General features: G+C 48.9%; 10 protein-coding genes. 2 read left to right on the top strand and 8 right to left on the bottom strand.

From position 1 onward, the window contains the following. Window positions 1–2 precede the first annotated feature (2 nt). The 8 genes from CWE07_RS05825 to gyrA all read right to left on the bottom strand — a co-directional run bounded on the left by CWE07_RS05825 (window position 3) and on the right by gyrA (window position 9,441). Window positions 3–257: a lipopolysaccharide assembly protein LapA domain-containing protein gene (locus CWE07_RS05825; RefSeq protein WP_111568951.1), complete on the bottom strand. Its 255-nt coding sequence runs from the start codon at window positions 255–257 to the stop codon at window positions 3–5. A 97-nt stretch (window positions 258–354) separates the two neighbouring features. Beyond that, the gene (gene ihfB, locus CWE07_RS05820; RefSeq protein WP_111568950.1) at window positions 355–645 is read right to left on the bottom strand and encodes an integration host factor subunit beta; all 291 of its coding nucleotides are present in this window, start codon (window positions 643–645) and stop codon (window positions 355–357) included. A gap of 48 nt (window positions 646–693) precedes the next feature. Next, window positions 694–2,367, bottom strand: coding sequence for a 30S ribosomal protein S1 (gene rpsA, locus CWE07_RS05815; protein WP_111568949.1), 1,674 nt, complete (start codon window positions 2,365–2,367; stop codon window positions 694–696). Between the two features lie 137 nt (window positions 2,368–2,504). After that, on the bottom strand, window positions 2,505–3,191 hold the full coding sequence (gene cmk / locus CWE07_RS05810; protein WP_111568948.1) for a (d)CMP kinase: 687 nt from the start codon (window positions 3,189–3,191) through the stop codon (window positions 2,505–2,507). Between the two features lie 133 nt (window positions 3,192–3,324). Then, complete coding sequence (gene aroA, locus CWE07_RS05805) at window positions 3,325–4,623, bottom strand: 3-phosphoshikimate 1-carboxyvinyltransferase (RefSeq protein ID WP_111568947.1); 1,299 nt, start codon at window positions 4,621–4,623, stop codon at window positions 3,325–3,327. Further along, a complete protein-coding gene (gene hisC, locus CWE07_RS05800; protein WP_111568946.1) occupies window positions 4,620–5,729 on the bottom strand; it encodes a histidinol-phosphate transaminase in 1,110 nt (369 codons plus the stop codon). The genes aroA and hisC overlap by 4 nt, the downstream gene beginning before the upstream one ends. A gap of 30 nt (window positions 5,730–5,759) precedes the next feature. After that, entirely contained in the window at window positions 5,760–6,842 is a 1,083-nt protein-coding gene (serC, locus tag CWE07_RS05795) for a 3-phosphoserine/phosphohydroxythreonine transaminase (RefSeq protein WP_111568945.1), read from the bottom strand. Continuing rightward, entirely contained in the window at window positions 6,829–9,441 is a 2,613-nt protein-coding gene (gene gyrA, locus CWE07_RS05790) for a DNA topoisomerase (ATP-hydrolyzing) subunit A (protein WP_111568944.1), read from the bottom strand. The genes serC and gyrA overlap by 14 nt, the downstream gene beginning before the upstream one ends. Before the next feature lie 351 nt (window positions 9,442–9,792). Between gyrA and ubiG the strand changes: the two genes are divergently transcribed. Both ubiG and CWE07_RS05780 read left to right on the top strand, forming a co-directional pair. Continuing rightward, window positions 9,793–10,500 (top strand): bifunctional 2-polyprenyl-6-hydroxyphenol methylase/3-demethylubiquinol 3-O-methyltransferase UbiG, encoded by a 708-nt coding sequence (gene ubiG, locus CWE07_RS05785; protein WP_111568943.1) that lies wholly within the window; start codon window positions 9,793–9,795, stop codon window positions 10,498–10,500. A gap of 4 nt (window positions 10,501–10,504) precedes the next feature. Further along, the gene (locus CWE07_RS05780) at window positions 10,505–11,167 is read left to right on the top strand and encodes an HAD family hydrolase (RefSeq protein WP_111568942.1); all 663 of its coding nucleotides are present in this window, start codon (window positions 10,505–10,507) and stop codon (window positions 11,165–11,167) included. Window positions 11,168–11,452: the final 285 nt, after the last annotated feature.

Raw genomic sequence — 11,452 nt, 5'->3', positions numbered from 1 at the left:
GCTCAGTGCTTCTGTTTAGCGAGTGCTTTACGTAATCGGCGATTACGCAGCTTTTCGCGACTGTAGCTTAGGGTCATACTGAGCGCACCGAAGAAAAACCCAATCCCTAGAAAAATGCCAAGCAAACTAGCCACTGTCATGTCTTTTTGTGCTGCAATAAAGTTGACTGGGATAACCATTTTGTTGTGTGCGCCAAATACCAGTGCAAACACAAACAAGACAAGCAAAGGTAAGAGAATGAATAACGCTCGCCACATAAAGTCGTCCTTCCCACTTAGTTTCAACACTTAAAAATCAATCAGTTATCAAAAAAAAGGCATGCTATTATAGCATGCCTTTTTAGTGAACCTAAGGTCAAGCGCTATGCGCTGCGTTAACTCGGTCACGAAGTGCTTTACCTGGCTTAAAGTGCGGGACGTATTTACCGTCTAATTCCACCTTTTCACCCGTTTTAGGATTACGCCCTACTCGTGGCTCGCGATAATGCAGCGAAAAGCTCCCAAAACCTCTGACCTCGACTCTATCGCCACTGGCCAGAGCTTGTATTAACGACTCAAGAATATCTTTCACCGCTTTTTCAACGTCTCTGGGGCTTAAATGTGGCTGCCTGTCAGTTAAACGTTCGATCAACTCTGATTTTGTCATACCTGATCCTCAATTAACCTGTTAGCAGCCACTTCGCTTACTAAAGAATTAGTCTTCTTTAGCCGCTTTGAAGGCTTCAGCCATTGCGTTACCGAATGCGCTGTCGTCTTGCTGGTTGTTCACCGATTCTACCGCTGCTTTCTCTTCAGCTTCGTCTTTCGCTTTGATAGACAAGCTTAATACGCGGTTCTTACGGTCAACGCCCATGAAACGAGCTTCAACGGTTTCGCCAGCTTTCAACACATCGCTCGCGTCTTCAACACGGTCACGCGAAATGTCTGCCACACGGATATAACCTTCAACGCCTTCAGACAACTCTACAGTTGCACCTTTAGCGTCAACTTCTGTAATAGTACCAGTAACAATAGCACCCTTCTTGGTAGCTGTCAGATAGTTGTTCACTGGATCTTCAGAAATTTGCTTAACGCCTAATGAAATGCGCTCGCGCTCTGCGTCAACCTGAAGTACCACAGCTTCAACTTCTTCACCTTTCTTGTACTCACGCACAGCTTCTTCGCCAGCATTGTTCCAAGAAATGTCAGACAAGTGAACCAAACCGTCGATGCCACCGTCTAGACCGATAAAGATACCAAAGTCAGTGATAGACTTGATCTTACCGCTAACTTTATCGCCTTTCTGATAAGCTTTTGCAAATTCTTCCCATGGGTTTGGTTTGCACTGCTTCAGGCCAAGTGAAATGCGACGACGTTCTTCGTCGATTTCAAGTACCATAACTTCAACGTTGTCGTCCAAGTTAACCACTTTAGAAGGATGTACGTTCTTGTTGGTCCAGTCCATTTCAGACACGTGTACCAAACCTTCAACGCCTTCTTCGATTTCAACGAAGCAACCGTAGTCAGTTAAGTTGGTTACACGACCAGTCAAGCGAGCGCCTTCTGGGTAACGAGTAGCGATATCGCTCCACGGATCTTCGCCTAACTGCTTCAGGCCTAAAGATACACGTGTACGCTCACGATCAAACTTCAACACTTTACAGTTGATTTCGTCGCCAACGTTAACGATTTCACTTGGATGCTTAACACGCTTCCAAGCCATGTCAGTGATGTGCAGAAGACCGTCAACACCGCCTAAATCTACGAACGCGCCGTAGTCAGTCAGGTTCTTAACGATACCAGTAACTTCCTGGCCTTCTTGCAAGTTCTCAAGCAACTCTTCGCGCTCAGCACTGTTTTCTTTCTCGATAACAGCACGACGTGAAACAACTACGTTGTTACGCTTCTGGTCAAGCTTGATAACTTTGAATTCTAAGTCTTTACCTTCTAAGTGACCCGTGTCGCGTACTGGACGTACGTCAACCAATGAGCCAGGTAAGAACGCGCGAACACCGTTTAATTCAACAGTGAAACCGCCTTTAACTTTACCGTTGATAACACCGATAACAGTTTCTTCATTCTCATAGGCTTTTTCAAGCTGCAGCCAAGCTTCGAAGCGCTTAGCTTTCTCACGAGAAAGGATGGTTTCGCCGAAGCCGTCTTCTACTGCATCCAGAGCTACGTCTACTTCATCACCAACTGCAATTTCAAGTTCGCCATTGGCGTTCATGAACTGTTCAGCTGGGATAGCACTCTCAGATTTAAGGCCTGCGTCAACTAAAACGAGGTCTTTCTGGATTTTAACAACAGTACCTTTAACGATGGCACCTGGGCGAGTTTCGACTTCTTGTAAGCTTTCTTCAAAAAGCTGGGCAAAATTTTCGGTCATATGATTAGATACTTTAAGTTAAGTTACATCCAATGACGTCACTGTCAAATGGGGTTGTGAATGATTATCGCCGCCTCCTTGGCAGCGACCGTGATAACTCAGCGAACTGAGCCTAGAATACGTCTCTGACGATGGCTTCAAACTGACAACTGAGTATGGGCATATTGCAACACCGTATCCAGTACAGCCTCAATAGGCATTGAGGTCGAATCCAACATAAGAGAACCTTCCGCTGGCTTCAATGGCGCCGCAGAGCGATTTGTATCCCGTTCGTCACGCTCACGAATTTCTGTGACGAGTGCTTGCATATTAGCATCCAAGCCTTTTTCTTGCAATTGGTTAAAACGTCGCCGCGCGCGCTCTTCAGCACTCGCAGTGAGGAATATTTTAGCTTTTGCGTCTTTAAACACCACAGTACCCATGTCGCGACCGTCTGCGACCAGGCCTGGCAACTCACGAAATGCACGTTGTCGGCGTAGTAGCGCTTCGCGCACACGTGGTAATGCAGCGACTTTTGAAGCTTGATTCGCCACCTCTTGGGTACGAATTGCCATGGTCACGTCTTCGCCCTCAAGCACTACATGCGTAAGTCCGCTTTCTTCGTTGGCAATAAATTTGACGTCTAAGTCAGTCGCCAGTGCCACTAAACTCTCTTCGTCCTGAGGGCCAAAATTATGGTGCAGTGAAGCAACCGCCAGAACACGGTAGATGGCGCCACTGTCTAACAAGTGCCAGCCTAGCTTTTCCGCCAACAAACGGCTAATTGTTCCCTTGCCTGAACCGCTTGGTCCATCGATAGTAATGACCGGAGCCTGATCTGACATAATGTCCTCTATGCTGGTTAAATTAGGTCACGGCAGCTGATTTTTACAGACTGCCGTTAATGAGGCGGCATAATTATACGGATTTTTGTAAAAAAAGCCATGTAACAGTGTCGTTACATGACTAGCTTAAGGCTTATTTTTTACAAACAGATTGAAAATCATGAAAGAAATTAGGATAGGTTTTCGCACAGCAATCCGGGTCTTGAATAGTGACCCCGACGTCACTGAAGCCAAGCAAAGCAAAGCACATCGCCATGCGATGGTCGTTATAGGTCGCTATGCTGGCGTGCTGTAACTGCTGTGGCGGCGTAATACGGATGAAATCTTCACCTTCAACCACTTCGGCGCCGACCTTTTTTAACTCTGCAGCCATCGCACTTAGCCGATCAGTTTCCTTCAGTCGCCAGTTATAAATATTGCGAATCTCGGTCGTACCTTCGGCAAACAAAGCCGTAGTGGCAATCGTCATCGCAGCATCGGGAATCGAGTTAAGGTCAAACACCCCGCCACGCAGCGCGCCCTTGGATACGCTAATGAACTCGTCGCCCCATTCCACGTTAGCGCCCATTTGCGCTAATACCCGCGCGAATTCTTTATCCCCCTGCAAGCTTTGCAGCCCCACCCCATCAACTCGAATGGGTCCGCCAGCAATTGCAGCGGCAGCTAAAAAGTAAGAGGCGCTTGAGGCGTCGCCTTCAATTAAATATTGCTGAGGTGATTGATAGCTTTGCTGCGACGGTACGCGGAACTCGCGCGCACTTATGCGCTCTACTTCCACACCAAACCGCGCCATCATGGCCAAGGTTAGCTCAATGTATGGAAGCGACACCAACTCGCCAGTTAACGTCACCAGGGTGTCTTCTTGGTTATAGGGTAGCACCATTAATAATGCACTAATGAACTGACTCGACAGGCTGCCGTCAATACACACACTGTGCCCGCTAAACCCTTGGCCGCGAATCAATAAGGGCGGGTAACCCTCTTGTTGCTGGTAAGTAATCTGTGCCCCGAGCTGCTCAAGCGCATCGACTAACGGCCCAATCGGGCGCTCAGCCATCCGCGGCTCGCCCGTTAATTCGAATTCACCTTGGCTAAATGCTAAGGCCGCACATAATGGTCGCATTGCGGTGCCAGCGTTGCCTAAAAACAAACGCTGAGGTTGCGGACAATTGAATAGCTGCCCTAGCCCCTGCACTTCAACTTGTAATTCTCCGTCGATATCACGAGTTTGCAGTTGCACACCCAGTTGCCGCAGCGCCGCGCGCATGTGGCGGGTATCGTCACTGTCCAGCATGTTACGCAGCACTGTCGTGCCTTCGGCCAACGCAGCCAACAATAACGCGCGGTTGGCGATACTCTTGGACCCCGGTAAACGAATACGCCCCTGTGCGCCTGTATAGGGCTCTAGATGCAATTCAGGTACTTCTTTCATGACGATAAAATACGCTCCATCGCCGCACAAAAGGCATCGTTTTCGTCCGCTAAGCCAATGCTCACACGCAAATGATTCGGCAGTTCATAACCAGCCACTGGACGCACAATCACCCCAGCTTCCAGCAATTGCTGATAATACTTACCAGCTTGCGGGCCTACTTCTATGGTCAAAAAATTGCCGTGCGAAGGAATATAATTTAACCCCTGAGCGTCACAGAAATCGATGAGTTGGCGCATGCCACGGCTATTTACCGCAATCGAATCAGCTAAGAACTTTTCATCCAACAAAGCAGCTAATGCCGCAGTTAGCGCGAGCTGATTCATATTAAATGGTTGGCGAATACGGTTCATGAGATCGGCAACATCCGGGTGTGATACCGCGAAACCTGCACGCAAGCCGGCCAGACCATAGGCTTTGGAGAAGGTGCGCGAAACCACTAAATTAGGATAACGATCAAGCCATTGCATCGAGGGCGCGCGCTCATGCTCAGGTACGTACTCGTAATAGGCTTCATCCAGTACCACTAGCACATGGGTCGGAATCTTATCCAAAAATGCCTGAAGCTGCTGCTTAGTTAAGAAAGTACCGGTTGGGTTATTCGGGTTGGCGATAAAAATCATCCGTGTTTTCGACGTCACGGCTGCAGCCATCGCATCTAAGTCGTGACCATAGTCTTTGGCCGGTACTTGCACTGGCGTTGCACCAATGGCTTTGGTCACCAGTGGATACACTACAAAGGCGTGCTGGGAGAAAATAACTTCATGCTCGGGCTGGACAAAGGTGCGCGCCAGCAGCTCAAGTACATCATTTGAACCATTGCCCAAGGTGATTTGACTTGCATCTACGCTGAATTTGGTCGCCAACGCATCTTTCAAATAGAAACCATTAGCGTCAGGGTATCGGGCGAGGCCCTTGACTGCCGTCGTCAGAGCCACTTGTACAGCCGGACTGACTCCTAATGGGTTTTCATTTGATGCTAATTTCACAATATTTTTAATACCTAACTCGCGCTCAAGCTCTTCAATCGGCTTTCCAGCCTGATAAGGTTGCAGGCTAGTAATACCTGGCAGGGCCAATTCAGCGGCCTTAAATGTTGTTGTCATAAGGTTACCTGTTGTGTTTTTTATTTCAGTTTAACCGTGCTGCTGCGCGAAACGGGTCATAAAATCGACCAGCGCTTGAGCCCCTGCGTATGGCATCGCGTTATACATGCTTGCGCGCATACCACCGACAAATCGATGCCCTTTCAAAGCAATTAAACCTTGCTCTGCCGCCTGGCTTAAAAACACGTTGTCGAGCTCGGGTTTAGCCAGTTGAAATGGAATGTTCATAATCGAGCGATTGCGCGGATGCACTTGGTTGCGATAAAACGGATTGTTATCAATACACTCATATAGCAGCCGTGCTTTGGCGTGATTTTGTTCACCCATAGCGGCAACGCCACCTTCCCGTTGCAACCACTTGAACACTTCACCTGATAAGTACCACGCCCACGTATTCGGGGTGTTATACATCGATTTTTCAGCAGCTTGAACCTGATAGTTCATTACCGTGCAAACGCGCGATTGCCGTGTTGCCAATAAGTCTTTGCGAATAATGACCACAGAAAACCCTGACGGACCGATATTTTTTTGCGCACCCGCGTAAATCACGCCGAATTTGCTGACATCAAGTGGTTCCGCCAATATCACCGACGACATATCAGCCACTAAGGGCGCTGCAACATCTGGCACCTCATGCAATGCAATGCCATCGACAGTTTCGTTCGGACAATAGTGCACGTAGGCGGCACCATCTGAAAGCTGCCAGTCCGCCACAAGTGGAATGGCTTTGCCTTGTGGGGTTTCTTCAGTTTGCGCAGCAAGGTTAACGTGACGCACATATTTCTTGGCTTCATCGAACGCAATTTGAGACCAGCTTCCAGTGGTTACGTAGTCAACGGTTGCGCTTTCATCGGCAATATTAAGTGGTACCGATGAAAAGTGATTACGGCCGCCACCATGCATGAATAGCACCGCATAGTTGTCAGGAATCGACATCAAATCACGCAGATTCTGTTCAGCCTCTTCCGCTAGTGCGATGTATTCAGGGGACCGGTGACTCACTTCCATCACCGAAATGCCACGCCCCTGCCAATCTAATAATTCAGCCTGCGCCTTCTTTAGCACAGCAGCCGGCAGCATCGCCGGCCCCGCAGAAAAGTTATAGATTGTCATCTTGCTCGTTTCCAGCTACATCGTTAGCGTCAACTTCTTCGCCTTCGACTGCGTCGGTATCGCTATCAGCAATACGTTGCAAGCCAACCACAACTTCGTCGTCCGCCGTACGAATTAAGGTCACGCCCTGAGTATTACGGCCCACTTGCGACACTTCATCTACACGAGTGCGCACTAAAGTACCGCGGTTACTGATAAGCATCATCTGCTCACCAGGCACGACTTCAAGTGCACCCACAACGGCGCCGTTGCGCTCGCTGACTTTGATCGATACAACCCCTTGAGTTGCTCGGCTCTTCGCTGGGTACTCACTGAGTAAAGTTCGTTTACCAAAGCCATTCTCAGTGACCGTTAATACAGCCCCTTCTTGATCACTGCCTTCCAAAGTACGCGGTACAATCAGTGACACCACACGTTGGCCGTCGGCCAAACGAATACCACGCACACCTGTTGCAGTGCGGCCCATTGAGCGCACTTGGTCTTCCTGGAAACGCACCACTTTACCAGCATCTGAGAACAGTAAAATATCCTGGTGGCCGTCGGTAATATCGACACCAATCAGTTCGTCGTTATCAGCAAGGTTCAGTGCAATAATGCCGCTTGAGCGTGGACGAGAATAATCAACCAATGGCGTCTTTTTCACCGTACCGTTACGCGTTGCCATAAACACAAACTTGTTATCTTCAAAGTCAGTAATTGGCAGAATCGCGGTAATTCGCTCGCCATCCTGAAGCGGCAATAAGTTAACGATTGGTTTACCGCGCGACGCACGGCTAGCCAGCGGTAACTGGTAAGTTTTCATCCAATACACGCGGCCATGAGTCGAGAAACACAAAATCGTGTCGTGGGTATTCGCCACCAATAGACGTTCAATAAAGTCTTCGTCCTTCATTTTGGTCGCTGCTTTACCTTTACCACCGCGCTTCTGCGCTTCGTATTCAGTCAACGGCTGATACTTTACGTAGCCTTGGTGTGACAAAGTGACAACCACGTCTTCTTGTTCAATCAAATCTTCTAAATTAATGTCATGGGCAGCCGCGGTGATTTCAGTACGGCGGGCATCACCAAATTCCGCTTTGACTTGTTCCAGTTCTTGCTCAATCACTTCCATCAAGCGCTCTGAACTATTCAAAATGTGTAGGAATTCAGCGATTTTCTCGAGCAGATCTTTGTATTCACCAAGGATCTTTTCATGTTCAAGACCGGTTAGCTTGTGTAAGCGTAATTCTAAAATGGCTTGTGCTTGCACTTCAGTTAAGTGGTAAGTGCCTGACACGACGCCAAAACCGTCCTCAACCCAGTCTGGGCGTGCCGCATCAACACCAGCACGCTCTAGCATCACGGCAACGTCGCCCAGGCTCCAGCCGCGCGCAATCAAACTCGCTTTTGCTTCAGCGGGTGACGGCGATGCCTTAATTAGTTCGATAATTTCTTCAATATTGGCCAGCGCTATTGCCAGGCCTTCCAACGTATGCGCACGCTCGCGAGCTTTGCGTAGCTCATAAACAGTACGGCGAGTCACCACTTCACGACGGTGTAAAATGAAGGCTTCAAGGATTTCGCGCAAAGTGAACAGCTTCGGTTGGCCGTTATCCAAAGCTACCATGTTGATACCGAACACCACTTGCATTTGGGTATTGCGGTACAAGTGATTGAGCATAACTTCGCCAGATTCGCCGCGCTTCATTTCAATCACTACGCGCATGCCGTCTTTGTCCGATTCGTCACGCAGGCCACTAATGCCCTCTAAACGCTTCTCTTTGACCAGCTCAGCAATTTTCTCGATCAGACGTGCTTTGTTCACCTGATATGGCAATTCATGCACGATAATGACATCGCGGCCGCCGTCTTCAATCACTTCAGCACGGGCGCGAATATAAATTTTGCCACGCCCGGTACGGTACGCATCGATAATGCCTTGACGCCCTGAAATAATACCCGCAGTTGGGAAATCTGGGCCAGGAATGTACTCGAGTAACTCGTCAAAACCGATATCTGGGTTTTTGATCATCGCCAAACAACCATCAACAACTTCGTTCAAGTTATGTGGCGGAATGTTGGTGGCCATACCTACAGCGATACCGGATGAACCATTAGCCAGCAAGTTAGGGATACGAGTCGGTAATACGTCTGGGATTTGCTCTGTACCGTCATAGTTAGGCACAAAATCGACGGTTTCTTTGTCTAAATCGGCCAATAGCTGATGGGCAATTTTAGACATGCGCACTTCGGTGTAACGCATCGCTGCAGCACTGTCGCCATCCACCGAACCAAAGTTACCTTGGCCGTCGGCAAGCATGTAACGCAAAGAGAACGGCTGGGCCATCCGTACAATGGTGTCATACGCTGCGCTATCGCCATGTGGGTGATATTTACCAATCACGTCACCGACCACACGCGCCGATTTTTTATATGGCTTATTGTAATCGTTCCCCAACACACTCATCGCGAACAATACGCGGCGGTGCACAGGCTTTAAGCCGTCGCGCACATCCGGCAAGGCGCGACCAATGATGACGCTCATCGCATAGTCAAGATAAGAGTTTTTCAGTTCGTCTTCGATATTTACCGGAACCACGTCCTGGGCATGCTCGGTCATACACAAATTCCCTACACTTATTGAGCTAGTGAATAGCTAGCTTTAATTATCTGCGTTGTTTACGCTTGTCATTGTTATTCGCGCTCGCTCACCAAATCGGTCTGAGAGCGCGCAAATCATTACGTTCCGCGTGAACTTGCAGGTGATGCGATTTAACGCCCTAGGATGGCGTCTAGCAAGCTCTTAATTGAGTGCAATGAGCATACCACAGGGTAATCATCTTGACGAGGGAGAAAGCGATTCACGATTGGCTGATATCTAAGCGTGCAGACCCACTTAGTCTGGTATCCCTGGATGAGGTTCAGTACACTATCAACCACTTCATACTGCTTTTATAGGAAAGCCCCTTTCATGTCGCAAAATGTGGATGCTCAGGAAATTGATAAATTTAGTGCCGTCGCCTCACGTTGGTGGGACCCAGAGGGCGAGTTCAAGCCCTTGCACTTAATTAATCCACTGCGGGTCAATTACATCGAAACCCATAGTGACGGCTTATTTGGTAAGCGAGTGCTGGATGTCGGTTGCGGGGGCGGATTGCTGTCTGAGGCGATGGCAAAGTTGGGTGCACAAGTGAGTGCCATTGATATGAGCGCTGAAGCATTAGACGTTGCGCGTTTACATGCACTAGATGCAGGTGTTCAAGTTGATTATCAGCAAAGCACCGCAGAGCAATTTGCCGAACAGCATGCTGGTGAATTTGACGTCGTTACCTGTTTAGAAATGCTTGAACACGTGCCAGACCCCGAAGCCGTGATTGCCGCCTGCGCGCGCCTCGTTAAACCGGGTGGCGAGCTATTTTTCTCAACCTTGAATCGTAACCTCAAAGCGCGCTTGCTAGGTGTCATTGCGGCCGAGTACATTTTACGCTGGGTACCTAAAGGCACCCATGACCATCACAAGTTTATTAAACCGAGTGAGTTATTAGACATGGCCGAACGTCATGGAGTGCATGCCCATGATATGACTGGGCTGCATTATAACCCGCTTAGTCGCGAGTTTTTCCTCAGTAATCGCAATGTGGATGTTAATTACATTGTGCATTGCCGCAGCGAGGCGTGAGCGGATGACCCTAAGACGTCCGCGTGGGGTGTTATTTGATTTAGATGGCACCCTGTTAGATACCGCTGCCGATTTACACCATGCCTTAACTCAAGTGCTGAATACCCACAGGTTGCCGTTGGTGTCTCTTGAGCAAGCACGCCCAGTCGCATCCCATGGCTCTGCAGGTTTACTTAGCCTCGGCTTTGGCTCTAAATTCAATGCCGACACCCAAGCGGATCTGCGTGCGGCGTTTCTATCGGTGTATGCGGCTGACCCTTACAGTCGCACCCAGTACTTTGACGGCATCAGCGAGTTACTCACCCAACTGGATGCGCAAGATGTGCAATACGGTATTGTGACCAACAAGCCCACACAATTTACTCAAGCCTTATTACCCCACTTCCCGCAATTGGCAGCTTGCCGAGCGGTGGTGTGCGGCGATACGCTCGATGTGGCTAAACCGCACCCTGCACCACTTTACCTCGCTGCAGAGCAACTTGGCCTTGAACCAAACGAATGTTGGTACGTCGGTGACGCTGAACGTGACATCCAAGCTGGCCGCGCGGCTGGTATGCTGACCGTGTTGGCGCACTATGGTTACGTTAGCGAGCAAGATACCCCCGCTTTGTGGCAAGCCGACACTGAGATACAATACCCTTTACAATTGCTGGATTTGTGGACGTAAATTCGCGCTCACGCAGCAGGTTCGTGGTGCTGCGAGCGTTAGAATAATGTCAACCATTTTAATAACCAAACAATCTGAATCCCACGGCATAAATCATTAGCCGTTTAAACTCGTGGGGTATAGCAACAATTGCAAAATCTCAACCCTAAAAAGACGAAAAACTTGCAATTATTAGGCTTGAGAAAGACCCACTTGAGGTCTAGTATATCGGCAAACTCCCAGACACAATATATAGTGTGAATTTCACGCAGTAGTCACACATTAACACTATATATAGTGGTTACA

The organism is Aliidiomarina maris (genome assembly GCF_003987335.1).
Lineage (GTDB): Bacteria > Pseudomonadota > Gammaproteobacteria > Enterobacterales > Alteromonadaceae > Aliidiomarina > Aliidiomarina maris.
The sequence above is the reverse complement of the archived record's forward strand: the minus strand, read 5'-3'. Positions and strand labels throughout refer to the sequence as shown.

Excerpts from the sequence above, each read along its gene's own strand:
- CWE07_RS05825 (WP_111568951.1), bottom strand. The coding sequence starts at position 257 with ATGTGGCGAGCGTTATTCATTCTCTTACCTTTGCTTGTCTTGTTTGTG.
- ihfB (WP_111568950.1), bottom strand. The coding sequence starts at position 645 with ATGACAAAATCAGAGTTGATCGAACGTTTAACTGACAGGCAGCCACAT.
- rpsA (WP_111568949.1), bottom strand. The coding sequence starts at position 2,367 with ATGACCGAAAATTTTGCCCAGCTTTTTGAAGAAAGCTTACAAGAAGTC.
- cmk (WP_111568948.1), bottom strand. The coding sequence starts at position 3,191 with ATGTCAGATCAGGCTCCGGTCATTACTATCGATGGACCAAGCGGTTCA.
- aroA (WP_111568947.1), bottom strand. The coding sequence starts at position 4,623 with ATGAAAGAAGTACCTGAATTGCATCTAGAGCCCTATACAGGCGCACAG.
- hisC (WP_111568946.1), bottom strand. The coding sequence starts at position 5,729 with ATGACAACAACATTTAAGGCCGCTGAATTGGCCCTGCCAGGTATTACT.
- serC (WP_111568945.1), bottom strand. The coding sequence starts at position 6,842 with ATGACAATCTATAACTTTTCTGCGGGGCCGGCGATGCTGCCGGCTGCT.
- gyrA (WP_111568944.1), bottom strand. The coding sequence starts at position 9,441 with ATGACCGAGCATGCCCAGGACGTGGTTCCGGTAAATATCGAAGACGAA.
- ubiG (WP_111568943.1), top strand. The coding sequence starts at position 9,793 with ATGTCGCAAAATGTGGATGCTCAGGAAATTGATAAATTTAGTGCCGTC.
- CWE07_RS05780 (WP_111568942.1), top strand. The coding sequence starts at position 10,505 with ATGACCCTAAGACGTCCGCGTGGGGTGTTATTTGATTTAGATGGCACC.